This is a genomic window from Limibacillus halophilus, assembly GCF_014191775.1.
Classification (GTDB): Bacteria; Pseudomonadota; Alphaproteobacteria; order Kiloniellales; family CECT-8803; genus Limibacillus; species Limibacillus halophilus.
Genome location: NZ_JACHXA010000010.1, coordinates 1 through 22,164, shown reverse-complemented (window position 1 = coordinate 22,164; position 22,164 = coordinate 1). Strand labels below are relative to the sequence as shown.

27 protein-coding genes are annotated in these 22,164 nt (G+C 59.8%); 15 read left to right on the top strand and 12 right to left on the bottom strand.

Translation table 11 applies throughout. From position 1 onward, the window contains the following. The first annotated feature begins 391 nt into the window (after positions 1-391). Genes petA through FHR98_RS14845 form a run of 3 tightly spaced genes read left to right on the top strand, consistent with a single transcriptional unit; the run spans position 392 to position 2,990 of the window. Entirely contained in the window at positions 392-937 is a 546-nt protein-coding gene (gene petA, locus FHR98_RS14855) for a ubiquinol-cytochrome c reductase iron-sulfur subunit (protein ID WP_183417522.1), read from the top strand. 14 nt (positions 938-951) lie between these two features. Beyond that, complete coding sequence (locus FHR98_RS14850) at positions 952-2,238, top strand: cytochrome b (protein WP_183417521.1); 1,287 nt, start codon at positions 952-954, stop codon at positions 2,236-2,238. 2 nt (positions 2,239-2,240) lie between these two features. Continuing rightward, complete coding sequence (locus FHR98_RS14845; protein ID WP_183417520.1) at positions 2,241-2,990, top strand: cytochrome c1; 750 nt, start codon at positions 2,241-2,243, stop codon at positions 2,988-2,990. 64 nt (positions 2,991-3,054) lie between these two features. On the opposite strand, the gene FHR98_RS14840 is transcribed toward FHR98_RS14845, so the two are convergent. After that, positions 3,055-3,231, bottom strand: a complete 177-nt coding sequence (locus FHR98_RS14840) for a hypothetical protein (protein WP_183417519.1) — start codon at positions 3,229-3,231, stop codon at positions 3,055-3,057. Between the two features lie 179 nt (positions 3,232-3,410). Here FHR98_RS14840 and FHR98_RS14835 point away from each other — a divergent pair, with 179 nt between their 5' ends. From FHR98_RS14835 to FHR98_RS14825, 3 genes are read left to right on the top strand one after another with little or no spacing between them, the layout of a single operon-like run. After that, positions 3,411-4,319 carry an S-methyl-5'-thioadenosine phosphorylase gene (locus FHR98_RS14835; RefSeq protein WP_183417518.1) on the top strand — a complete coding sequence of 303 codons (909 nt, stop codon included), beginning with the start codon at positions 3,411-3,413 and terminating at the stop codon, positions 4,317-4,319. Further along, the gene (gene mtnA / locus FHR98_RS14830) at positions 4,319-5,446 is read left to right on the top strand and encodes an S-methyl-5-thioribose-1-phosphate isomerase (RefSeq protein ID WP_183417517.1); all 1,128 of its coding nucleotides are present in this window, start codon (positions 4,319-4,321) and stop codon (positions 5,444-5,446) included. Before FHR98_RS14835 ends, mtnA begins: the two co-directional genes overlap by 1 nt. Positions 5,447-5,449: 3 nt before the next feature. Further along, complete coding sequence (locus tag FHR98_RS14825; protein WP_322091270.1) at positions 5,450-6,130, top strand: class II aldolase/adducin family protein; 681 nt, start codon at positions 5,450-5,452, stop codon at positions 6,128-6,130. 28 nt (positions 6,131-6,158) lie between these two features. Here FHR98_RS14825 and FHR98_RS14820 read toward each other — a convergent pair whose 3' ends face one another. The 11 genes from FHR98_RS14820 to FHR98_RS14770 all read right to left on the bottom strand — a co-directional run bounded on the left by FHR98_RS14820 (position 6,159) and on the right by FHR98_RS14770 (position 13,080). After that, positions 6,159-7,031, bottom strand: a complete 873-nt coding sequence (locus tag FHR98_RS14820; RefSeq protein WP_183417516.1) for a VOC family protein — start codon at positions 7,029-7,031, stop codon at positions 6,159-6,161. Further along, complete coding sequence (locus tag FHR98_RS14815; protein ID WP_183417515.1) at positions 7,028-7,399, bottom strand: DUF427 domain-containing protein; 372 nt, start codon at positions 7,397-7,399, stop codon at positions 7,028-7,030. The genes FHR98_RS14820 and FHR98_RS14815 overlap by 4 nt, the downstream gene beginning before the upstream one ends. Positions 7,400-7,417: 18 nt before the next feature. Beyond that, positions 7,418-8,086 carry a dienelactone hydrolase family protein gene (locus tag FHR98_RS14810; protein WP_183417514.1) on the bottom strand — a complete coding sequence of 223 codons (669 nt, stop codon included), beginning with the start codon at positions 8,084-8,086 and terminating at the stop codon, positions 7,418-7,420. 188 nt (positions 8,087-8,274) lie between these two features. After that, positions 8,275-8,763, bottom strand: a complete 489-nt coding sequence (locus tag FHR98_RS14805; protein ID WP_183417513.1) for a phasin family protein — start codon at positions 8,761-8,763, stop codon at positions 8,275-8,277. A gap of 180 nt (positions 8,764-8,943) precedes the next feature. Next, on the bottom strand, positions 8,944-9,618 hold the full coding sequence (locus FHR98_RS14800; RefSeq protein ID WP_183417512.1) for a TetR family transcriptional regulator: 675 nt from the start codon (positions 9,616-9,618) through the stop codon (positions 8,944-8,946). Positions 9,619-9,715: 97 nt separating this feature from the next. Then, positions 9,716-10,204 (bottom strand): YbaK/EbsC family protein, encoded by a 489-nt coding sequence (locus FHR98_RS14795; protein WP_183417511.1) that lies wholly within the window; start codon positions 10,202-10,204, stop codon positions 9,716-9,718. Continuing rightward, on the bottom strand, positions 10,197-11,033 hold the full coding sequence (gene proC / locus FHR98_RS14790; RefSeq protein WP_183417510.1) for a pyrroline-5-carboxylate reductase: 837 nt from the start codon (positions 11,031-11,033) through the stop codon (positions 10,197-10,199). Before proC ends, FHR98_RS14795 begins: the two co-directional genes overlap by 8 nt. Positions 11,034-11,041: 8 nt before the next feature. Next, positions 11,042-11,542, bottom strand: coding sequence for a type III secretion system chaperone family protein (locus tag FHR98_RS14785; RefSeq protein WP_183417509.1), 501 nt, complete (start codon positions 11,540-11,542; stop codon positions 11,042-11,044). A gap of 234 nt (positions 11,543-11,776) precedes the next feature. After that, positions 11,777-12,103 (bottom strand): accessory factor UbiK family protein, encoded by a 327-nt coding sequence (locus FHR98_RS14780; protein ID WP_183417508.1) that lies wholly within the window; start codon positions 12,101-12,103, stop codon positions 11,777-11,779. Between the two features lie 49 nt (positions 12,104-12,152). Beyond that, positions 12,153-12,608 carry a PaaI family thioesterase gene (locus FHR98_RS14775; RefSeq protein ID WP_246377905.1) on the bottom strand — a complete coding sequence of 152 codons (456 nt, stop codon included), beginning with the start codon at positions 12,606-12,608 and terminating at the stop codon, positions 12,153-12,155. 1 nt (position 12,609) lies between these two features. After that, on the bottom strand, positions 12,610-13,080 hold the full coding sequence (locus FHR98_RS14770) for a PaaI family thioesterase (protein WP_183417507.1): 471 nt from the start codon (positions 13,078-13,080) through the stop codon (positions 12,610-12,612). A 156-nt stretch (positions 13,081-13,236) separates the two neighbouring features. On the opposite strand from FHR98_RS14770, the gene lgt reads away from it, so the two are divergent. The 9 genes from lgt (at position 13,237) to ychF (ending at position 21,959) form a co-directional block, all read left to right on the top strand. Further along, a complete protein-coding gene (gene lgt, locus FHR98_RS14765) occupies positions 13,237-14,064 on the top strand; it encodes a prolipoprotein diacylglyceryl transferase (protein ID WP_183417506.1) in 828 nt (275 codons plus the stop codon). Next, the gene (locus FHR98_RS14760; RefSeq protein ID WP_183417505.1) at positions 14,054-15,160 is read left to right on the top strand and encodes a class I SAM-dependent methyltransferase; all 1,107 of its coding nucleotides are present in this window, start codon (positions 14,054-14,056) and stop codon (positions 15,158-15,160) included. The genes lgt and FHR98_RS14760 overlap by 11 nt, the downstream gene beginning before the upstream one ends. Before the next feature lie 92 nt (positions 15,161-15,252). Beyond that, on the top strand, positions 15,253-16,020 hold the full coding sequence (gene pgeF, locus FHR98_RS14755) for a peptidoglycan editing factor PgeF (RefSeq protein ID WP_183417504.1): 768 nt from the start codon (positions 15,253-15,255) through the stop codon (positions 16,018-16,020). 2 nt (positions 16,021-16,022) lie between these two features. After that, positions 16,023-17,177 carry a M24 family metallopeptidase gene (locus FHR98_RS14750; RefSeq protein ID WP_183417503.1) on the top strand — a complete coding sequence of 385 codons (1,155 nt, stop codon included), beginning with the start codon at positions 16,023-16,025 and terminating at the stop codon, positions 17,175-17,177. Positions 17,178-17,267: 90 nt separating this feature from the next. Then, a complete protein-coding gene (locus FHR98_RS14745; RefSeq protein WP_183417502.1) occupies positions 17,268-18,119 on the top strand; it encodes a hypothetical protein in 852 nt (283 codons plus the stop codon). Positions 18,120-18,311: 192 nt separating this feature from the next. Beyond that, positions 18,312-19,277: a ribose-phosphate pyrophosphokinase gene (locus FHR98_RS14740; RefSeq protein ID WP_183417636.1), complete on the top strand. Its 966-nt coding sequence runs from the start codon at positions 18,312-18,314 to the stop codon at positions 19,275-19,277. Between the two features lie 168 nt (positions 19,278-19,445). Then, positions 19,446-20,120, top strand: coding sequence for a 50S ribosomal protein L25/general stress protein Ctc (locus FHR98_RS14735; RefSeq protein WP_183417501.1), 675 nt, complete (start codon positions 19,446-19,448; stop codon positions 20,118-20,120). A 114-nt stretch (positions 20,121-20,234) separates the two neighbouring features. Next, complete coding sequence (gene pth / locus FHR98_RS14730) at positions 20,235-20,858, top strand: aminoacyl-tRNA hydrolase (RefSeq protein WP_183417500.1); 624 nt, start codon at positions 20,235-20,237, stop codon at positions 20,856-20,858. 3 nt (positions 20,859-20,861) lie between these two features. Beyond that, the gene (gene ychF, locus FHR98_RS14725; RefSeq protein WP_183417499.1) at positions 20,862-21,959 is read left to right on the top strand and encodes a redox-regulated ATPase YchF; all 1,098 of its coding nucleotides are present in this window, start codon (positions 20,862-20,864) and stop codon (positions 21,957-21,959) included. Positions 21,960-22,164: the final 205 nt, after the last annotated feature.

The following is a 22,164-nucleotide window of genomic DNA, read 5'->3' as shown; positions in this document are numbered from 1 at the left end:
TGCCTGCCTCGACGCGAAGGTTCTCGCCTGGGGTTGTTTCCCGGGCTCGTTCCGGGGTCCGTGACTGTACCGCGAATGCCGGTTCCGAGATATCTGACTGCAGGTTTTCTCGGGGTATTGTGCGGCGGCGTGTCGCAGTTGGGACAGCGTCGGGGAATTGGTTGGAAGCACGGGGGCGGCCCCCCGTGATTATTTACTTGGTTTTTCGCCTGCAATGGGCGGAAGGCCGGGGGCTGGATGACCGCGTGGGCGGAGGCAGTCGTTCCAGGGGAGCTTTTGGTAAACCCCAGGGAACTTCCTGGAACTGTCTATGAGGGGCTAGTCCTGGACCTAGTCTCGGGGGTAGTCTTTGGCCTCGCTATAGGCACGCGGGTCGATGGAAGGATGAAGCATGGCTGATACGGCAGACAGCGGACACAAGGAAGGCGGCACGCGCCGCGACTTCCTGTTTCTCGCAACCGGTGCGGTCGGTGCGGTTGGAACGGCTTCGGTCGTTTGGCCGCTGATCGACTCGATGAACCCCTCACGCGATGTGCTCGCATTGGCTTCGACGGATGTCGATCTGTCGCCAATCGAGGTTGGCCAGCGGGTGACCGTCACCTGGCGCGGCAAACCGGTCTTCATCGACCGCCGTCCGGAGGATGCGATCGAGCAGGCGCGCAAGGTCGATGTCGCGGAGCTTCGCGATCCGCAGTCGGATGAAGAGCGTGTGCAAAAGCCTGAATGGCTGATCCTGGTTGGTGTTTGCACCCACTTGGGCTGTGTGCCGCTCGGACAGGGAAGCGGCGACAACCGCGGCGAATGGGGTGGTTGGTTCTGCCCCTGCCATGGCTCTCACTACGACACTTCAGGCCGTATCCGGAAGGGACCGGCGCCCCGTAATCTCGAGGTGCCTACCTACAGTTTCCTGGATGACGCCACTGTGCGGATCGGCTGAGGAGGAAAGACCCAATGTCCGACGGGAATATGAACCGCGTTGTGAAATGGATCGACTATCGCCTGCCGATCTTCAGCTTTATGAACCATGAGCTGCACGAATATCCGACGCCCAGGAACCTGAACTATTGGTGGAACTTCGGCTCGCTGGCGGGTATCGCGCTGGTCATCATGATTGTGACCGGCATCGTCCTGGCGATGCAGTACACCCCGCATGTGGACTACGCGTTCCAATCGGTTGAGCGGATCATGCGCGATGTCAATTACGGCTGGCTCATTCGCTACATCCATATGAACGGCGCCAGCTTCTTCTTCATCGTTGTCTATATCCATATTTTCAGAGGGCTCTACTTCGGTTCCTACAAGGCGCCGCGAGAGATTCTCTGGATGCTGGGCGTGATCATCCTTCTGCTGATGATGGCGACCGCATTCATGGGGTACGTTCTGCCCTGGGGCCAGATGTCCTTCTGGGGCGCCACGGTCATCACCAATCTCTTCTCGGCGATCCCGTTCGTCGGCGAGTCGATCGTGACGTGGTTGTGGGGCGGTTTCTCGGTGGATAATGCGACGTTGAACCGTTTCTTTTCGCTTCACTATCTGCTGCCCTTCATCATCGTTGGTGTCGTGGTTCTGCACTTGATCGCGCTGCACCGCTTCGGTTCCAACAACCCACTGGGGATCGATACCAAGGGGCCGCAGGACAGCATTCCCTTCCACCCCTATTACACGGTGAAGGACCTGTTCGGGTTGGGCGTGTTCCTTATTTTCTTCGCGGGCTTCATCTTTTTCGCCCCGAACTACATGGGGCACCCGGATAACTATATTCCGGCCAATCCACTGGTCACCCCGCCGCACATCGTGCCGGAGTGGTACTTCCTGCCCTTCTATGCGATCTTGCGCGCCGTGCCCGATATCGGTCTGTTCGGCTTCACTCTGATCGAGGCGAAGCTTGCCGGTGTGCTGGCCATGTTCGGCTCGATAGCGCTGCTTTTCGTGCTCCCCTGGCTGGATAACAGCCCGGTGCGCAGCGGAAAGTTCCGGCCTATCTTCCGGCAGTTTTTCTGGATCCTGCTGATTGACTGCATCGCGCTCGGGTTCGCGGGCGCCAATCCGCCGGACGGCATCTGGCTGATTATCGGCCGCGTTGCGACGGCTTACTACTTCCTGCACTTCCTGGTCATTCTGCCGTTGCTGGGCCGCTTCGAACGCCCCCGGCCGCTGCCATCCTCGATCAGTGAGCCGGTGCTAAAAGGAGGCAGCGCTGCTGCCGGTGCGACCGCAAAGCCGATGGAGAAGGCGTAACCATGAAAAAGCTCGTTTCAAAAGCAATCGCCCTTTCGGTTCTGGTTCTCACCGGTTTCGCAACGCCGTCAACAGCAGTACAGGCGGCCGAAGTCGAGACCCCACTGCCGGAAACCCACTTTAGCTTCGATGGTATTTTCGGTACCTGGGACAAGGCTGAACTACAGCGTGGTTTCCAGGTGTACAACGAGGTTTGCGCAGCTTGCCATTCGCTCAAGCTCCTGTCGTTCCGCAACCTCGAGCAGATCGGTTTTTCCGAGGAAGAGGTCAAGGCGATCGCGGAGCAATACACCGTGTTCAATGGCCCCAACGCCTTTGGCGAGGTCGAAGAGGTAACGGCTAAGCCATCGGACCGCATTCGCGGTAAGGGCGTCTATGAAACGGCACCAGACCTGTCCTTGATGTCCAAGGCACGCGCTGGCGGCGCTGAGTACGTTAACGCCCTAATGATCGGCTACCACGAAGCGCCCGCTGACGAGGAGCCTGCTCCCGGTACATACTACAACATCTATTTTCCGGGTAAACAGATCGCCATGCCGCAGCCGTTGTTCGGCGACGATGTGAGCTATGCCGACGGCACGGAAACCACCGTAGAGCAGCTTTCCAAGGACGTGTCTGCCTTTCTCGCCTGGGCGGCGGAGCCGCACATGGAAGCGCGAAAGCGCATGGGCGTGAAGGTGCTGCTGTTCTTGATCGTCTTCACCGGCATGCTTTATGCGGTTAAGCGGAAAATCTGGGCAGACCTGCACTAGGTAGTGGCCGACATAACGACCGGAAAAGGGATGCAACTTGTCAGTTGCATCCCTTTTTTTGCGCCTAGTTCATCATCATGCCCATGTTCATGGACCCTATAACCGCCATGAACAGTGCGCCGAGAATGGTCACGATGATCATTGCCGGAATGGAGGCGAGCACACCTTTAACCATCAAGGCCACCATAGAAAGAAAAGGTATCTGAATATCGGTAACGACTACTTGCTGCTTCTCGCTCATTTTTTTCTCCCGTTAAGCGTGAAAAATATTTTGCAAATGTTAGTGTAGCCTTACCGCCGATGTAGTGGATAGGCTAAGGTTCACGTCAAATGAGCCAGTGCTGGTTTCAATAGTCGATGGACCTTGTGCTGGGCGGATAAACCTGCCGAATTCGGCAAGCGAAAAGAGAACGGAAACCTATGCCAAAGGCCCGTGCGCAGAACGATCAAGTCGAACCGGTCATCGGGGTTATCGGCGGTAGCGGCGTATATGAAATCGAGGGGCTGACTCATAAAGCCTGGAAGCGAATCGAGAGTCCCTTTGGCGACCCGTCCGACGCGTTGCTCTTTGGTCGACTCAAGGGGAAACGCGTGGTTTTCCTGCCGCGTCACGGTCGCGGGCATAGAATACCGCCCAGCCAGCTTAACTATCGCGCCAACATAGATGCTTTGAAGCGGGCCGGTGTTACTGAAATTCTGTCGCTTTCGGCTGTCGGATCGTTGCGCGAGGAACTGGCGCCTGGTGATTTTGTTCTGGTGGATCAGTTTATCGACCGTACTTTCGCACGCGAGAAATCCTTCTTCGATACAGGGCTCGTGGCTCATGTCTCTATGGCTAATCCGGTTTGTGGGCGCTTGGGTCATTGCCTGCAGCAGGCCGGCGATACGCTCGGTCTGACGATGCACCAAGGTGGAACGTACCTTGCGATGGAGGGGCCACAGTTCTCGACCCGGGCCGAATCGGAGCTTTACCGGAGCTGGAATTGCTCGGTGATCGGCATGACGAACATGCCCGAGGCCAAGTTGGCGCGCGAAGCGGAGCTCTGCTATGCGACCATAGCTATGGTCACGGACTATGATTGCTGGCACCCAGAGCATGAGCATGTCACGGTTGACGGCGTGATCGCCACGATGCTGCAGAATGCCAGCAAGGCGCGGCACTTGATCGAAACCGTGATCCCCTTGTTGGCGGAAAAGCGCGCACTTTGCCCGCAAGGTTGTCAGCGCGCCCTGGACCATGCGGTGGTGACACAGCCGCCGGAGTGGGCGCCGGAAGTGGTATCGCGTCTGGACGCGGTTGCTGGACGGGTGTTGAGGGGCGAAGCCTGATGAAGGTCGCTGGCCGACAGTACCGTACGATCTGGCTGGAAGACGACGGTTGGTCGGTCGGAATCATCGACCAGACCCTGCTGCCTCATTCATTTGAGGTATGTCGCCTGACGACCGTTGAGGACGCTGCCCGGGCGATCGCCACCATGCAGGTGCGCGGTGCGCCTCTTATCGGCGCCACGGCGGCCTATGGCCTTTGCCTAGCACTTCGCGCCGATCCCAGCGGTAGCAGTCTTGAACGCGCGGGGCAGCAGTTGATCGCCACGCGCCCGACAGCGGTCAATCTCCGTTGGGCGGTGGCCTACATGATCGAAGCGCTGCGCGATCCGAAAGTAACGTCATTGGGCGACGGCGAACGTGTCGCGGCTGCCTATGACCTCGCGGCAAAGCTTTGCGATGAAGACGTGGCGATCAACCAGGCGATCGGAACCAACGGAATGCGTTTGATCGAGATGGCCCGGTCAGCGAAAAGTGATAACGCCCAACCGGTGCAAATTCTCACCCACTGCAATGCCGGATGGTTGGCCACGGTCGATTGCGGGACGGCGTTGGCGCCGATCTATCAGGCCCACGATGCGGGCATCGCGGTGCATGTCTGGGTCGATGAAACCCGGCCGCGCAATCAGGGTTTTAGCCTGACCGCCTGGGAGCTTCAGCAGCATGGCGTGCCCTTTACGGTGATTACGGACAATGCGGGCGGCTTGCTGATGCAGCGCGGCGCGGTCGATCTTTGCATCACCGGCACCGATCGAACCACGGCTGGCGGCGACGTCTGTAACAAGATCGGGACCTACCTCAAGGCACTCGCGGCACATGATAACGGGATACCGTTTTATGTGGCGCTGCCCAGCCCAACGATCGACTGGACGCTGCATGATGGCGGGGCCATTCCCATCGAGGAACGCGATCCCGGCGAGGTCACCCATGTCAGTGGGCGTGACGAAGCCGGGCAACTGCGACGGGTTGCGCTGGTATCTGAGGGCAGCCCGGCAGCCAACCACGCATTCGACATTACGCCTGCGCGCCTGGTAACGGCGTTGGTGACCGAGCGAGGTGTGTGTGCAGCCTCGCGGGAGGGGTTGCTCGGGCTTTTCCCCGAGCGGCGCGACGACGTGCAGGAGGCTTGAGTCGTGGACGATAAAGCTGGGATGAATGAAGCGCAGGATCAGGTCAGGCTTTCGCTGGTCGAGGCGGCAATCCGACTTGAAGACGCCGGGCTCAACAGAGGCAGCACCGGTAATATCGGAACTCGGTTTGGAGATGAGATTTTAGTCACACCCTCCGGCGTAGCGGTCCGTGATCTTACGCCTGAATCAATGGTGCTCTTGGGGTGGGACGGCGGCAAGATCGACGAGGATCAGCCCGAACAACCGACCAGCGAATGGCGCTTCCACCGGGATATCCTGGCAACGCGCGCCGAGTTTGGCGCGGTCGTGCATTGCCACGCACCACACACCACGGCGCTAGCCTGCTTGGGCCGTGATTTGCCCGCATTTCATTACATGGTGGCGGTCGCGGGCGGCATTGATATCCGCTGCACGCCGTATGCGTTGTTCGGCTCTCAGGAGCTTTCCGATCTCGTTCTGGAGGCCCTTGAGGGCCGTAAAGCCTGTCTGATGGCGAACCACGGCATGATCGCCTGTGATACGACCCTTGAGCGAGCAATCGCCCTGGCGATTGAGGTTGAGGCGCTGGCCGGAATTTACCTCGCCGCCCTGCAGGTCGGCACGCCGAATATCTTATCGGCTGACGAAATGGCGGAAGTTCTAGCTAAGTTCCGAGATAGCGGTTACGGACGCCAGGCCCGCTAAGTCGTGGGGTGCCACCCGGCCTAGGCCACTAGGGCTCAACAAAACCCAGCGCCGTTCCGAAGAGATCCTGGCTTGCGACCTGCAGCATCCGGCCCTCGCGGCGGTGCGGTAGCCCGCTGGCTTCCAAACACCGCCCGGCGGTATCGAGTGATTCGACCCCCAGCACATAGGCGGCCAAGTGCGGTTCGTCGGTTTCTTTAGCGCCGGCGTCACTCGGAAAACGGGCCGAGAAACCGGCGGGCGTCAGAACAGTGATCTTTCCTCGGCTTGTCTGCACGGTCAGTCGGTCCGCCTGTGCGGCAACCCTGTCGTGCCCTTGCAAACCGGAGAAAAGGTCGACCAGCGCGCGAGGATCAGCCGCGACCATGACGACCTCTTCCACCGTGCGGCTGCTGTTGGCGTGCTTTTGGTAGTCGGGTTTCCAGAAGTACTGCGGGGCGTGCTGCTGACAGGTGAAGAAAACGGCGTCTGGCATGCGCGGGTCCGTCACGAAAGCGAGCGAGAAGCCGACAGTTACCTCTTCGCCGCTCGGCTGTTTGGCTTTGCGTTGAAAATCGAACGTCGGGTAGGTTCTCAGGCCCGCATTTCCGAACTCAGCCTGATCGCGTCCGGCATCCTTGCTTTCGAAGACCAACATGGAAAAGCCTTCTCGCTTCTCCAGGAAGGCGCGATTGTAGTCGGCGAAGGAGAAATGACCAGCTGCGGCTGCCGTAATCAGTTCCGGTCGAGTGACCGATAGGATCTCCAAAAACGACCCCTGCAACTGAACCAAGGAATTGCCGGTACCAAAGGGGTGCTCGGCGCGGGGCGTCATGGTGAAGCCCAGGGATTGATAGCGCTCACGCGCCTTCGCTAAGTCGCGCGCGCAAAGCACGAGATGGTCTATACCTCTATCGATCATTCGCCGTTTACCTCTTCGACCAGGGATATTTTGTGTGCGTCGAGTTTGTCGCGGTAGAACGCAACCAGTGATGCGAGCGGCTCCATGCCGGGAATGGGAACCGGGTAATTCCAGGCCGCATCTTTGATCGTTGCGTTTTCGAGCCGCAGATCGAAGTAGCGGGCATCGCCCTTGTGAGGGCAATGGGTCCTGGTATCGCTGGGGATCAAAAGCCCGTCGGGAATATCCGATATTGGCAGGTATAGAACGGGTTGGTAGCCATCTTCGTGCAGTAACACCGCTTTGTCGCTCAAAGCCAATGGGCGCGCAGCGACTTTCAGGGTCACGCGTTTATTCAAGGGACGAAGTGATACTCTCTTCTGGGGCATGTGATCGGCCCTGTTGGCTTAGTGTAGGTGTCGGCGCAAAAACTCGAGACTCCGCTCGAAAGCCAGGTCGGCGCTCGCCTGATGGTAACTTGCGCGCTGATCGCAGTTGAAGCCGTGACCCGCTGGGTAAAGATGCAACGGCACTTTCGGGACCGCCTCGGCTATTTTGCCGACGCTCTCCAAAGGGATAGCCTGGTCGGTTTCGCCGAAATGCAACATCAGCGGCGCGTGCGGTTTGCGATCCAGCAGATTGGCGATCCCGCCGCCGTAATAGGCGACGGCGGCGGCAATGGGCAACTCGGAGGCCGCCAGCCAAGCCAAATCTCCACCCCAGCAATAGCCGACGACCGCGACTTTATGGGTCTCGCTGATCAAACGCGCGACCGCGGCGCCCGTATCGAGCATTGCTTGCTCGTAGCCGACCTCTGCTTTGAGGGATCGCCCACGCGCAACACCCTCCGGGTCGTAGCCCAGTTCGACGCGGGGTTCGATTCTATCGAAATAGGCCGGTGCCAATGCCGTATAGCCTGCGGCTGCAAAGCGGTCCGTGACGCTGCGTATGTGACTGTTGACGCCAAAAATTTCCTGCACCACCACGATGGCACCGAGGCTCTCTTGTGGCGGCGTGCTGCGATAGGCCTCGAATCCGTGCCCATCGGCCGCGGTCAAGTGTACCCATTCACCCATCGTTTCGACCTCTCGCTTTATCTTCTACTGCCAGCGGACGCAGTCTTGCACAAAGTGGTCTTACCTGTCTTGCCCGCAGGTGCATAAAACGACGTAGGTTACAGAGGTTTAACGGAAAAAAGGGCCGTAGCAAGCCACGACCCTCTTAGTTCCACACCAGATAATAGGTGAAGGCGCTTCAGCAGTGGTTACTTCTTGGATTTGCTGGTGCCTTTCGATGCGGGCTGGCCCGCAGACATTTCCTGAAGGGTCGCACCCAACTCGTCGAGGTTCGCGGCGATGCGCTGGTTGATCTTCTCTGCTGCTTCGCTGGTCGACTTGCTGTTGATTTCACTAAGCTCGCGCAGATTGGCGAGCATCTTCTCGTAGCTCTGCTTGACCATTTCAATCTGCAGGGCGGCGCGTTTCTCCGGAGCACCTTGCTCAGCAAGCGCACTGACGGCCTCAACGGCCTCCTCGAGCGACCGACGAATGATCTCGGCCTGGCGCTGTCCGGCGGCCTGCAGGCCTTCGAAACAGATGCGGTTGGCTTCGGCGATCGTCTCGAGATTCTTACGATGAATTTCGGTCCAGGCATTGGCATTGAACCCTGCACCCTGGAAGGAAGCGGCAATTTTCTGTGGGTCCATGAAGTCGCTGAAGTCGGTGTTGAAGAAGGGGTTGTTGCTGCTGGTCATGACTGTCTCCTGTAACGCTTACCGGAAAAGGTTTCCAATTGGCCCGCGACGCAACATCACCGCTGCGCGGCGTGACGATTATGTTGCACTGCAACAAATCTAACCCCTATATGAGGCAAAAAATCGCAAACGTCAAGTATTTCTGCGGAAAACAGCAATCTCGCAAGTGCGTAATAATACTTATGTGCCGACCGCTTGTGTTTCGCCTTGTCGCTGCGGCCCGCGGCATCGCCGGGCCCAGCCATCCAGTCGCAAAAGCTGGCGGTCCAGCGTTGCCATTGTCGCCGCCAAATCGTCGCTGTCATCCTTGAGCCAGGTTCTAAGCGTCACCAAGTAGGCGGCCGACAGGCCTTTTATTCGAATGACGCCCCGCAGACCGTGGCTATCCAGACCAGCGGCCTCCAGCATCCAGGCCATAGAGCATGCCAGTCTCGGCAGGCTAGTGGCGAGGCTGAGCGGGTCACGCCTGCAGTCATACAGGATTTCACCCAAGGCGACGCGATAGGGTTGCATGGCGTCGAAGCGGCGCATCAATACATCGAACAAGCGATCACGCGCAGATCCTTGATCCTCACTCAGGCGTCCTTCCGCAAGGACTTGCCGATCAATTCGGCGAATCAGGAGGTTCAGAATAGCCGACTTGCTTGGTGCGATTGCGTGCAGTTCCGCCAAACCGAGACCTGCGGCCTCACCGATTTCCGCCAGTGAGAGATTGCGCCAGCCACGGTCGACAACAAGTTTCATCGTGGCATCGATCAGGCGGTCTTCCGCCGAGCGGTCGTCGCTTTGTGATTTGGCCCGGCTACTTTTGCCCTTTGCCGCCTTCTTTACAGTGGGTTTTTTCGCGGTAGCCATGGTGCTGATAACCTCCAGTCAGGTGGCTCTCTAAGAGTCAGCTAAGTCCGAAGATATCAGGAAACAAGACTTGAGACTGCAATCGTGACCAACAAACTCAGGTTTTCTGCAGGTCGCCGCGCAAACCCTCCGTCATGGAAGCAAGATCGTCGGGCGTTGTTTCAAAGACGCTGTTGGGTGTGCCGGCAGCCGCCCAAATGCGCTCAAACCGCCAAAGTCCCTCATCCAACAGCGTGATGGAGGGGCTGCTATGGCCGACCGGCGGAACCCCGCCGATGGCAAAGCCGGTCGCTTCACGGACAAACTCGGGGTCGGCACGCCCGACTTTCTCGCCGATCAGTGCCGCAAGTTTCTTCTCATCGACACGGCGGTCGCCGCAGGCAATGGCCAAAACAGCCTTTCCGCTTTGCTTGCCGCGAAAGATCAGGGACTTGGCGATTTGACCGACCGTGCAACCGATTGCCGCGGCGGCCTCTTCGGAGGTCCTGGTACTTTCGGAAAAGCTCGTGACGCGGCAGTCGTAGCCAAGCCCGGTCAAGTGATCCTGGACGCGTTGGGCGCTCGGCTTGAGCGGTTGCTCAGTCATTTTCTGCAAGCTCACGGCTGCGCCGCGTGGCCGCGGCGATCGCGCGCGTCATAAGCGGCTGCAGCCCGTCATCGGCCATCAACACATTCAAGGCTTCAAGAGTAGTGCCGCGTGGGCTGGTCACGTTCCGCCGCAAAGTGGCGGCGTCCTCCGCAGACAGGCGCGCCAGTTCGCCAGCGCCGCTGACGGTCACGCTTGCCAGCTGCATTGCCAGCGCCTCCGGCAGTCCGGCCTCCACTCCCGCTCTGGCCAGGCATTCGATCAGCAGGAAAACGTAGGCTGGACCACCGCCGGAAACGGCGGTTACGGCGTCCAGTAAACCTTCATCCTCCAGTTCGGCGACTTCACCGACGGCCTCGAGCAATTCGCTCGAAATCCGGCGTTGTGCCTCTGTGGCATTGGCGTCGGGTGTGAATACCGTGATACCGCGCCCGACTGCGGCAGGGGTGTTCGGCATGGCTCGGATAACCACAGCGTTCGGCCCCAGCAGTTGCTTCATCGCGGCGATGGTTTTCCCTGCCGCAACAGAGAGGTAACAGCAATCGGGTCGGGCGAATCGCGCGTAGGCTGGCAGAGCCTCGGAGAATTGCTGCGGCTTGGTAGCCAGGAGAATGACGGCAGGCCGAAGGTCTTTGGGCAGACCGCTTTCGTCTGCGCAAACGTTCACGCCTTTGGCCGCCAGCGTCTCACGCATAGCTTGGAAAGGCTCAACGATGAAGACATCTTTCGGCGGCAATCCACGCGCCAGCCAACCATCGAGGAGCGCACCCCCCATCTTGCCGCAGCCAACCAACAGCAACGACCCCGGCAGATTCAATATTTCAGGCATTCTTAAAGTCAGGCCTCTCCTACGGTCTCCATCATGGCCGTTGCCAGGGCATCGGGGACGGAATGGCCCGCCCAGATGACCATCTGCATGGCCGGATAGAAGCGTTCACATTCTAAAATCGCGGTGTCCATCAGGTCTTCCAACTGTTCGACACTGGGACCAGCGGTGCCGCGATAGGGTATCGTATGGCGAAATACCACCTGACCCTCTTCCGCGCCAAGCTCAAAATGACCCATCCAGAGCTGTTCGTTCATGCCGCCGATGAGGGCGTGAACGGCATTGTATCTGACACGCGGTACTTTCAAATCGAAATGGCAGGAGAAATACATGCCGCCCACCTGCTCGTGCCAGACGAACCAAAGATGATAGGCACACCATCGACCGGAAAGTTCGACCGCCAGTTCGCATTCGCTTGACCTGTCGAAAGGCCAGTCGTTTGCGCTCACCAACTCTTCAAGAAGATCGATGGGATTGACGACCGAACTCGGGTGCGGGGCGAGACTTTCCATGATGATTGGAACCCTCCCGTGATCGTTGATGCCAAAGGCCGGCACCTCCCGAGGGCCGCCTCAGCTCCGCGATATATGGAGAAGATTTCGATGCGACCCACAAGATTTAGCGTGCCACGCTGTATTTAGCGGTGCAAGACTGTATTGGCGAAAACTGTGGAAAAATAACGAAAACGGAGGGTTTTAGGGGCTTTCAGCCGGAGTTTTCCTGCTTCCCGACCCCACTTGATCGGACTACGGGGCCTTGGTCTTGGGCTTCGAAGCCCTGCGGGCGGTGCCCGACTTCGCTTTCGCGGTGCTATTGGCCTTTGCCGTTTTTCCCAGCTCGGCTTCCAATTTTGCCAGCCGATCTGCAAGCGCCTCTTGCTCCTCTCGGGCTTTGACGGCCATGGCGCGAACGACCTCGAATTCTTCCCGGGTGACCAAATCCATGTTTGCCAGGATTCGCTCAAACTGCTGGCGCAGCCGTCCCTCGGCTTCTTGGCGTAACCCTCCTGCCACACCCAGGGCACCGGTCGCCACGCGGGCAAGGTCATCAAGCAGTCGATTGCGGGTTTGCATCTTTTGCGGTCTCCATGAAGTTGGCTTAGCGGTGAGCGCCTTGTCGATCTTAGGGTTTTCCGCCCTCGGCGACCAGGAAATGTGTGCGTGTCTCGCCAATCGGGCGTTGGCGATTACGGCTCCAGGCGACGACACGAACACTGGCGACGCGACGGCCGAGTTTGGTGACCTCGCCCGCTGCGAAGATATCCTCGCGCCGGGATGAGCGTAGATAATCGACGGTCACGGTGACGGTTTTGGGTAATAGCGGGCTCTTGAGCTTCCAAAGGAGACTCATCATCGCCGTCGTTTCCAAGAAAGCGCCGATGGCACCGCCGTGCAGGGCGCTCAAGGTTGGGTTCCCGACCAGATCCTCGCGAAAGGGCATACGCAGGCGCATTTCGTCATGGCTGTCGTCGACAACCAAGCCGAGATAGGCGGCGTAGGGAATTGAATCGACAAGCGCCTGCCAGGCATCCTCCGCATAGGCTTTTTCCAAACGATCCAGAAAGGCGGTCGGCATCATCTCAACCCCCTCCACCAGGCAGGTCACTCAGCATGAAACTGCCCATTGCCGCCGCTATGGGTGAGGCTTCCTCACCCGGATGGAAGGCCTCGGCGCGGGCGAATGCTATGCGGCTGGTGATGCGGTAGCAGAGTGCGCGACAGAGCAAGTCCCGCTCGGCAGCGCCGGGCTTCAGGTAGTCGATCCGCAGGTCCAGCGTCGCTACCGGTCTGGGCGGGTCGAGCGCGGCTACTACGCCAAGGCCACAAGCGGTATCGATCAAAGTCGTCACCACGCCGCCGTGCAGCAGGCGCCGATCCGGGTCGGCTAGGAAGATGTCGCGGTAAGGCAGCCGCATCAGCACTTCTTCCCCGGAGAAATGCTCAACGGTGATACCCAAGGCTTGGACATGCGGCACGGCGCTACCAAATACCTGCTGCATGATGGCCTGAAAGGCCTCTGGACCGAATTTATCGCTGATTGCGGTGCTCATGGCGTTTGCTTACCCCAAGCGTACCCTGGGCACAACTGAAGCCGACATTCGGTCGAGCGCTTCCCTTGCCCCCTTCAGGGAGGGGGGACTATAAGGGCGGCGAGTGTCCTGGATGGCGGCCGCCAGGTCGTTGAAGCAAGAGAAAGCCGATTGCTCATGATGTTTGCCTTAGCCTTCCCGCAGATAGATCCCATTGCCATCGAGATCGGACCTATCGCGATCCGTTGGTACGCCTTGGCCTACATCGCCGGGCTGATCCTTGGTTGGCGCGTGTGTTTGCGCATGACCAAGCTCTCCCCCAGCAAGGCGCTGACAACGCAGGTCTTCGACGATTTTGTGTTCTGGGCGACTCTGGGTGTGCTGCTGGGTGGCCGTCTCGGCTACGTATTGTTCTACAATCCCATTTTCTTTTTTGAGAACCCAGGGAAGATCTTCATGGTCTGGCAGGGGGGAATGTCTTTCCACGGCGGTATGCTCGGCGTGGTTATGGCAATTATCCTGTTTGCCTGGAAACGCGGCCTGCCGCTCTTTGCGCTTTCCGACCTGATCGCTTTCGTAGCGCCTATCGGCCTTTTCTTCGGCCGGATTGCGAACTTCATCAACGGCGAGCTGTACGGACGTCCGACCGATGTTGCCTGGGGGGTCGTTTTTCCTGGCGGCGGACCGCTGCCCCGCCATCCAAGCCAGCTCTACGAAGCCGGTATGGAAGGTCTGATTCTTTTCATCCTTCTGCTGCTATTGGTCCGGAGCGGATCGCTCGCCAAGCCCGGCGTCATTTCAGGCATCTTTCTCGCGGGTTATGGCCTGGGCCGCTTGATTGCCGAGTTCTTCCGTGAGCCCGATGCGCATATCGGTTTCCTGGTCGGGGGGCTGACGATGGGGCAAATCCTATCCTTGCCGATGCTGGTTTGCGGCCTGGGGTTGGCGGTTTGGAGCCTACGTCAACAGCGCGCGTCGGCGCCGACGAGTGCGCATGAGCGGTAAGCGCAATCACAACCTAACTTATCGGCTCAAGCGGCGGATTGCCCTGGAGGGACCGATAAGCCTGGCCGATTACATGGCCGCCGTGCTGACCGATCCCAGTGGCGGCTATTACATGACCGACGATCCCTTCGGCGTATCCGGGGATTTCATTACGGCGCCCGAGGTCAGCCAAATGTTTGGCGAGATGGTTGGGCTCTGGTGCGCCGATCTGTGGCAACGCGTGCTAGACGGGCCCAAGCGTTTCATCCTGGCGGAAGTTGGACCGGGACGCGGCACGCTGATGTCCGATCTGTTGCGGGCGGCGTCGGTGTTGCCGGGGTTGGCCGAAGCCGCTGAAGTTCACCTTGTCGAAGTCAGTCCGGCGCTCCGCAAGGCGCAAAAGAAAACCCTGAAGAACTGGGATGTAACCTGGCATGGCGAGCTTTCCTCGCTCCCGGAAGATGCGCCGCTCGTGATCATCGGAAACGAGTTTCTCGATGCATTGCCGGTGCGGCATTACGAGAAGTGCGAGGATGGCTGGCGTGAACGGTTGATCGGGCTGGATGATAGCGGCGAAAGGTTCGTTTTTCTTCTCGGTCCGTTGAGCCCATCGGCGCCCGCGTTCATTCCTCCGGCGCTTCATGACGCGCCCTTGGGTGTGCTGGCGGAGGTTTCACCGATTGCAGTGTCGCTTGTTCGCAGCTTGGCGCAGCGTCTGGTCCTGCAAGGCGGCGCGGCCCTCTTCATCGATTACGGCCGCCAGCATCCGTCATACGGCGCGACGCTCCAAGCGGTGCGCGGGCATCGCCCGCACGATCCTCTTGTGGAGCCGGGCAGCGCCGATCTCACGGCGCATGTGGATTTCGCCAGCCTTATCGATGCCGCCGAAACCGCGGGTGCTGCTGCCTTTGGCCCAGTAACGCAAGGCGCATTCCTGCAGGCCATGGGCTTGGAGATTCGGGCTGAGGCCCTGCGTCGTCACGCCGATGAGCGGCAACGGCAGGATATCGATTCCGCCTTGACCCGCCTCATGAGTCCTGAGGAGATGGGTGAGCTATTCAAGGTGCTTGCTATAACGCAGGCCGGACACGCAGCACCGGCACCCTTTGCGTCCTAGCTCAGGGAGCAGCGTGTGGTCGACAGCGGGCTGGCGTTTGGTGTAAAGCCGTGAAGGGTATTGCAAGCGCTTGTTGAGAGAGGACGGCGACGATGCTGACGATGGGCAAACTGAACGATCTGCCTGGTGTTCGCCACGCTTTCTTTGGACGCGAAGGCGGTGTCAGCGAAGGCCTTTATGATTCGCTCAACTGCGGCTATGGCTCAGGCGATGCCGCGGACAATGTGTTCGAAAATCGGCGCCGTGCCATGGCGGCGCTGGACCTAAAGCCGGAAAACCTTGTGACGGCCTATCAGACGCATTCCGCCGATGCCATCGCAGTAGATGCACCTTGGTCACGCGACGCCGCGCCGCGCTGCGATGCGATGGTTACGAAGAAGCGTGGGATCGCCCTGGGAATTCTAACCGCCGACTGTGCACCGGTCGTCATGGTCGATCCCGAGGCGCAGGTGGTGGGTGCCGCACACGCCGGATGGCGCGGTGCCTTTGCCGGTATCTTGGAGGCAACCCTGGAAGCCATGACGCGATTGGGTGCCCGGCGTGAAGCCATTGCGGCCGCTATCGGTCCTTGCATAGCCCAACGATCCTATGAGGTGGGACCGGAGTTCCCGGAGCCTTTCCTGACCCAGGAAAATGCCAATATCGATTTCTTTTGCCCGGCGCGTCGCAGCGGGCATTTTCTGTTCGATCTAAAGGGATACGCGGCGCGACGCCTCTGCAAGGCGGGATTGCGGCGAATCGAAGTTTGCCCCGCCGACACTTTCGCTGAGTCCGACCGATTCTTCAGTTATCGCCGCGCCTGCAAAGCGGGCGAGAAGGATTACGGTCGCGGTCTTTCGGTTATTCTGCTGGAGCCCTGAAAATGCACCTGCACTTTAGTGAAGAAGAGCTTGCGGGTCGGCGTGCCCGAGCCATCGAAGCCATGTCTGACGAAGGTCTCCACGGCCTGCTGATCTTCCGTCAGGAAACCATGTTCTACCTGACCGGTTACGACACCTTCGGGTATGTCTTTTTCCAATGCCTCTATCTGGGCGCGGACGGCCGTATGGTTCTGCTGACGCGGGCGCCCGATTTGCGGCAGGCCCAGCAAACATCGATCATAAAGGATGTGCGTGTCTGGGTTGATGTCCCTGACGCGCGTCCGGCTGAGGCGTTGAAGGGAATCCTTCAGGAGCTTGGCCTTTCGGGTAAAACCCTGGGTGTTGAATACGAGGCCTATGGCCTGACCGCGCGTAACGGAAAGCGGCTTGAGGCTGCGCTGGACGGCTTTTGCAAACTGGTCGACGCGTCGGATCTGGTGAACCGGCAGAGGGTCGTGAAAAGCGCACGCGAGATCGACTATGTACGACGTGCCGGCGAGCTTGCCGATGCGGCCGTGGAAGCGGCGATTCCCCTTATACGGCCCGGCGGTGACGAAAGCGATATCCTGGCAGCCATGCAGGGCGAGGTCTTCCGTGGAGGCGGCGATTACCCGGGCAACGAGTTCATTATCGGATCGGCCGAGCAGGCCTTGCTGTGCCGTTACTATTCCGGCCGGCGCGTGCTTTCTCAACAGGACCAACTGACCCTCGAATGGGCGGGTGCCTATCGTCACTATCACGCCGCGATGATGCATACGGCGGTTGTTGGGAAGGTGCCGGCGCGCCAGCGCGAAATGCATGCCGTGGCGCGCGATGCCCTGCTGGCCGTCGAGGCGAAGCTGGTGCCGGGCAACACCGTCGGCGAAGCATTCGACGCCCATGCCGCTGTGCTGGACAAGGCAGGTTTCCAAGCGCACCGCATGAACGCTTGCGGATATTCCCTGGGCACCACCTTCAGTCCGAACTGGATGGACTGGCCAATGCTTTATCACGGCAATCCGGTGGTTTTGCGGGCGGGCATGGTGTTTTTTGTTCACATCATCATCTTCGACGACGATGCAGGGCTGGCGATGACGCTGGGCAGAACCTCGTTGATCGGCGATGCTGGACCTCAATCGCTGTCGCATCGTCCGCTAGACTTGATCGTCGGCGGCTGAACAGACGCCTTGGGAGGCTGCAGGCATGCCTCATCTGATTTTCTTTTGCGGTTTGCTGCTGCTCGGCGGACTGGCGACCTGCGTTCTCCTATGATGCCGAGATTTTTTCCTGTGGTTCTGGTCTTGAGCCTTGCCCTGCTGCAAGCATGCGGTCCGCTACCCAAGCCGTTCCAACCGCAGATAAAGCAAGAGGACCAGGCCTTGATCGGCCCACCGGTCAGCCCGACGATCGTCGTGCGACCGGTTGCCAACCTGCCACCCGAGGTTGCCATCCAAACGCGTGATGTCCTGGCTGCGATTCTGATCGATCAGGGCCTGACGGTCGACACCGGAGCCGGCAACATCGAAAGCCGTATCGTCGAAGGTCGTTTTCGCGGCAATGCAATCGTTTGGAAGGTTTCTGACGCGCAAATCGGTCCGTTACGGGCAGAACCGCAGATGATGGACGGCAGAGGTGCCGATTTGATCGCGGGCGATCCCGACGTGGTGGATTCTATAGCCCAGCAGGCAGCGCATCTGCTGATGCCGATCATTGCCCCGGTGCAAACGGGTGGCGGATTACCCGGCCGCCCGGGCGGCCGTCTGGTGGTCGCGCCGATAGCGCGGGCTCCCGGCAACGCGGGCGAACTGTTGCCCTTGGCCTTGACCGTTGCGCTCCAGCAGGCGTCTCTTCCGGTGGCGTCGGTCGAGGATATGCGGCCCGACGATCTGAAGGTTGTCGGTACCGTGCGGTTGGGCACGCCATCGGCGGGCCTTCAGCAGGTCGTCGTTACCTGGGACGTACAAGACCCACAAGGGCGGTCTTTGGGCAAGATCGAGCAAGGCGATCAGGTTCGGGCCGGCAGCCTGGATGGGCCCTGGACGCAAGTGGCGCCGCTCATCGCGGAAGCCGCAGTGGCGGGCTTGGTCGACCTACTTTATCAGATTCCGTCGGGACAGTGAGGCACCGTGCGGTACGGTCGCCCGGCTCGGCAAGGACCGCCTTTCCAGGTAACATATGACAGAACGTTTACAGGGCCGGGGTAGGTTGCTAAAGTCCGCCGCGCTCGACCGGCGTGCCACTCATTGGGTGACCTTATTGGGGCGGGCGGTACAGGCGGGGATTTCAGCAAGAGAGAGGCATTCGGCGGCGGCATGAGCGATGGCAGCAGCGCGGCAACCCGACCCTACAAGATTCTGACGGGTAATTCGAACCGGCCTTTGGCAGAGGCAATTTCGGCCTATTTGAACCTTCCGCTGACCAAGGCCAGTGTGAAGCGCTTTTCCGACCAGGAGGTTTTCGTTGAAATCAACGAGAATGTTCGTGGCGAGGACGTGTTCTTCGTACAGTCGACCTGCCACCCGGCAAACGACAACCTGATGGAATTGCTGGTAGCACTGGACGCGCTCAAGCGCGGATCGGCTCGGCGCATCACGGCGGTGTTGCCTTACTACGGCTACGCCAGGCAGGACCGAAAATCGGGCCCCAGAACGCCGATCTCAGCGAAACTCGTTGCGAACCTGATCACCAGCGCCGGGGCACATCGCGTGCTGACACTCGATCTTCATGCCGGTCAGATTCAGGGTTTTTTCGACATTCCTACTGACAACCTCTACGCCGCTCCGGTCTTTACCAAAGACATCACCGACAATTACGGAACCGACAATCTGATGATCGTTTCACCAGACGTCGGCGGCGTCGTCCGCGCGCGCGATATTGCAAGACGTCTTGACGTAGAGCTTGCAATCATCGATAAGCGCCGCGAACGGGCCGGGGTGTCCGAGGTCATGAACATCATCGGCGACGTAAAAGGACGCCGTTGCCTGCTGGTGGACGATATTGTCGATTCCGCCGGGACACTGTGCAACGCGGCCGTGGCGCTGATGGAGGCCGGTGCAGAATCCGTTTCCGCCTATGTTACCCACGGGGTGCTGTCCGGCGGTGCGGTTGCACGTGTTTCCTCCTCTCCGATGAAGGAGTTGGTGACGACCGACAGCATCCAGGCGACCGAGGCCGTGCGCTTGGCGCACAATGTTCGTCAGATCACCATCGCTCCGTTGTTGGGTGATGCGATCGATCGGATCAGCCACGAACGCTCGGTCTCCAGTCTGTTTCGTTGAAAAGAGGCAGCCTCCGGGCGCCTCGTGAAGAAATTTCGCCGCCCATGGTGGGCGGCAACCGCTTGTAGCACCCCTGGAGGCTACTCGCGGCTATGGAGCGGGATTGGTGCTGCGGCGCGTTAGTGTGCCGGCCATCCCGGGTCAGGTGACCGAAAAGGAGTATCGGCTATGTCCGATGAGGTCATTCTGAACGCGGAAGTTAGAGAACGGGTCGGAAAGGGGGCCGCCCGTGCAACCCGCCGCGAAGGTAAGGTACCCGCCGTGATTTACGGTGGTAAGCAGGCTCCCCTGAGCATCTCGCTGGAGGAGAAGGAGATTACCCGGCAGATTCACAAGCCGGGCTTCTTCTCGCATCTGATCACTGTCAAGGTGGGCAAGGACAAGCACACCGTACTGGCGCGTGACTTGCAGTTGCATCCTCTGAAGGACAGCCCGACGCACCTCGATTTCCTGCGCGTCGCGAAGGACGCGAAAATCGAAGTCGCCGTTCCGGTGGTCTTCATCAACGAGGAAAAGAGTCCGGGTCTGACCCGTGGCGGCATGCTCAACATCGTGCGCCATGAAGTCGAATTGCTTTGTACGGCGAATGCGATCCCCGAGGAGCTGGAAGGCGATCTGACCGGTCTCGACATCGGCGATTCCCTGCACATCTCCGCCTTCGCGTTGCCGGAAGGCGTAACGCCGACCATTACCGACCGCGACTTCACGGTTGCCACCATCGCGGCGCCTAGCGCCGTGAAGGCGGAGGCCGCCGAAGCAGCCGAAGCGGCCGAGGCCGAAGCTGAGGATGCCGAGGACGAGGTCGAGGGCGATGAGGACGGCGAGGACGAGAGCGAGGAGTAAGCATCCTTTCGGGGATGACCTCGCGGTCTTGACCGCAAGCGTTGAGCGGGCTCGCCAAGGGATCACTGGACCCCCTGGCGGGCCCGTCTTGCGCTTTTAGGGAGATTGGGCGTCATGAAGCTTCTCGTGGGCCTCGGCAACCCCGGACCGCGATACGCTGGAAACCGTCATAACATCGGTTTCATGGCGCTGGAGGAGATTGCGCGCAGTGTCGCTGCAGGGCCGTGGCGCAAGCGTTTTCAGGCCCGCACTGCCGACGCGATGGTCGGGGGCGAGAAGGTGCTCCTGATCTGTCCCGAGACCTTCATGAATAACAGCGGCCAGTCGGTCGGCGAGGCGCTGCGCTTCTTCAAACTGGAGCCTGCCGATGTGATCGTCTTTTACGACGAACTCGACCTGCGGCCGGGCAAGGTAAAGGTTAAGCGCGGCGGCGGTGCGGCGGGCCATAACGGTATCCGCTCCTTGATCGCCCATATCGGAGACGACTTCTGGCGCGTCCGGCTGGGCATTGGGCATCCGGGCGTTAAGGAAATGGTGCTGGGTTGGGTTCTGGGGGACTTCTCCAAGGCCGATCACGATTGGCTGCAGCCCTTTCTGGAGGCTGTGGCCGGAGAAGCCGGGTTTCTGGTCAAGGGAGACGAGGGGAGCTATATGAGCCGCGTCGCGCACCTGACCACGCCGCCCAAGAGCAAGGAAGCAGCCCCCACTAAGGGCGGACAAGAAAGCAAGGACGACTGAATCATGGGTTTCAATTGCGGTATCGTGGGTTTGCCGAATGTCGGCAAGTCGACTCTTTTCAATGCGTTGACCCAGACGGCGCAGGCCGAGGCGGCGAATTACCCCTTCTGCACCATCGAGCCCAATACCGGTCGCGTGGGCGTGCCGGACGAGCGGTTGGACATCATCGCCGCTATCGCCAAGCCCCAGAAGGTCATCCCGACCGCGCTGGAATTCGTGGACATCGCCGGGCTGGTGCGCGGTGCCTCGAAGGGCGAGGGGCTGGGCAACCAATTTCTGGCCAATATCCGCGAGGTCGACGCCATCGTCCACGTGTTGCGGTGCTTCGAGGGTGAGGTGACCCATGTTGACGGCACGGTTGATCCGGTCCGCGACGCAGAAACGGTCGAAACAGAGCTGATGCTGGCCGATCTGGAAAGCCTGGAGCGCCAGCATGCCGCCGCCGTCAAGAAGGCGCGTGGCGCGGATAAGGAGGCCAAGGAACGCATCGCTGTCATGGAACCGCTGCTCGCGGCGCTTCAAGATGGCCGCCCGGCTTCGTCGGTGTCCTTTTCTGCAACGGAGGCGCTGGTCGCCAAGCAACTCAATTTATTGACGGCCAAGCCGATCCTTTATGTTGCCAACGTCGAAGAAGAGAACGCCGCTACCGGCAATGACCACGCCCGGCGCGTCGCCGAGATGGCCGTCGCCAAGGGGGCTGCTTGTGTGGTGATCTCCGCCGCTATCGAGGCCGAGGTCGCGATGCTGGAGGAAGCCGAGGAGAAGGCCGCTTTCCTGGCCGAGTTGGGTTTGACGGAAACCGGGCTTGCGCGGGTTATCCGGGCGGGATACGGCCTCTTGGGCCTCATCACCTTCTTCACCGTTGGGCCCAAGGAAGTGCGGGCCTGGACGGTGCGCAAGGGCGCGAAGGCCCCCGAAGCTGCCGGGGCCATCCACAGCGATTTCGAACGCGGCTTCATCCGCGCCGAGACCATTGCCTACAGCGACTTTGTCGCCTGCAAGGGCGAGGCCGGCGCCCGCGACGCCGGTAAACTGCGCATGGAAGGCAAGGAGTACGTCGCCCTGGATGGCGACATCTTCCACTTCCGCTTCAACGTGTAACTCCCTAACGCCGCTGTTCGGACCCTCCCCGTATCGGTAGGGATCGCTCACTCCATTTTGGCGATTGCCAGCGCGCGCCGCCAGCGAATGGCGTTCGCTTGCTTGATGAAACAATAATAATTGACAATATAAATATATTACGCTATTTATATGGTTAATCATACAAGAAGATTGGCGATAAACCACAAAGAGGGTGCCGATCTTC

Coding starts and splice junctions, on each gene's coding strand:
- petA (WP_183417522.1), top strand. CDS start 392: ATGGCTGATACGGCAGACAGCGGACACAAGGAAGGCGGCACGCGCCGC.
- FHR98_RS14850 (WP_183417521.1), top strand. CDS start 952: ATGTCCGACGGGAATATGAACCGCGTTGTGAAATGGATCGACTATCGC.
- FHR98_RS14845 (WP_183417520.1), top strand. CDS start 2,241: ATGAAAAAGCTCGTTTCAAAAGCAATCGCCCTTTCGGTTCTGGTTCTC.
- FHR98_RS14840 (WP_183417519.1), bottom strand. CDS start 3,231: ATGAGCGAGAAGCAGCAAGTAGTCGTTACCGATATTCAGATACCTTTT.
- FHR98_RS14835 (WP_183417518.1), top strand. CDS start 3,411: ATGCCAAAGGCCCGTGCGCAGAACGATCAAGTCGAACCGGTCATCGGG.
- mtnA (WP_183417517.1), top strand. CDS start 4,319: ATGAAGGTCGCTGGCCGACAGTACCGTACGATCTGGCTGGAAGACGAC.
- FHR98_RS14820 (WP_183417516.1), bottom strand. CDS start 7,031: ATGATCGATAGAGGTATAGACCATCTCGTGCTTTGCGCGCGCGACTTA.
- FHR98_RS14815 (WP_183417515.1), bottom strand. CDS start 7,399: ATGCCCCAGAAGAGAGTATCACTTCGTCCCTTGAATAAACGCGTGACC.
- FHR98_RS14810 (WP_183417514.1), bottom strand. CDS start 8,086: ATGGGTGAATGGGTACACTTGACCGCGGCCGATGGGCACGGATTCGAG.
- FHR98_RS14805 (WP_183417513.1), bottom strand. CDS start 8,763: ATGACCAGCAGCAACAACCCCTTCTTCAACACCGACTTCAGCGACTTC.
- FHR98_RS14800 (WP_183417512.1), bottom strand. CDS start 9,618: ATGGCTACCGCGAAAAAACCCACTGTAAAGAAGGCGGCAAAGGGCAAA.
- FHR98_RS14795 (WP_183417511.1), bottom strand. CDS start 10,204: ATGACTGAGCAACCGCTCAAGCCGAGCGCCCAACGCGTCCAGGATCAC.
- proC (WP_183417510.1), bottom strand. CDS start 11,033: ATGCCTGAAATATTGAATCTGCCGGGGTCGTTGCTGTTGGTTGGCTGC.
- FHR98_RS14785 (WP_183417509.1), bottom strand. CDS start 11,542: ATGGAAAGTCTCGCCCCGCACCCGAGTTCGGTCGTCAATCCCATCGAT.
- FHR98_RS14780 (WP_183417508.1), bottom strand. CDS start 12,103: ATGCAAACCCGCAATCGACTGCTTGATGACCTTGCCCGCGTGGCGACC.
- FHR98_RS14775 (WP_246377905.1), bottom strand. CDS start 12,608: ATGATGCCGACCGCCTTTCTGGATCGTTTGGAAAAAGCCTATGCGGAG.
- FHR98_RS14770 (WP_183417507.1), bottom strand. CDS start 13,080: ATGAGCACCGCAATCAGCGATAAATTCGGTCCAGAGGCCTTTCAGGCC.
- lgt (WP_183417506.1), top strand. CDS start 13,237: ATGATGTTTGCCTTAGCCTTCCCGCAGATAGATCCCATTGCCATCGAG.
- FHR98_RS14760 (WP_183417505.1), top strand. CDS start 14,054: ATGAGCGGTAAGCGCAATCACAACCTAACTTATCGGCTCAAGCGGCGG.
- pgeF (WP_183417504.1), top strand. CDS start 15,253: ATGCTGACGATGGGCAAACTGAACGATCTGCCTGGTGTTCGCCACGCT.
- FHR98_RS14750 (WP_183417503.1), top strand. CDS start 16,023: ATGCACCTGCACTTTAGTGAAGAAGAGCTTGCGGGTCGGCGTGCCCGA.
- FHR98_RS14745 (WP_183417502.1), top strand. CDS start 17,268: ATGATGCCGAGATTTTTTCCTGTGGTTCTGGTCTTGAGCCTTGCCCTG.
- FHR98_RS14740 (WP_183417636.1), top strand. CDS start 18,312: ATGAGCGATGGCAGCAGCGCGGCAACCCGACCCTACAAGATTCTGACG.
- FHR98_RS14735 (WP_183417501.1), top strand. CDS start 19,446: ATGTCCGATGAGGTCATTCTGAACGCGGAAGTTAGAGAACGGGTCGGA.
- pth (WP_183417500.1), top strand. CDS start 20,235: ATGAAGCTTCTCGTGGGCCTCGGCAACCCCGGACCGCGATACGCTGGA.
- ychF (WP_183417499.1), top strand. CDS start 20,862: ATGGGTTTCAATTGCGGTATCGTGGGTTTGCCGAATGTCGGCAAGTCG.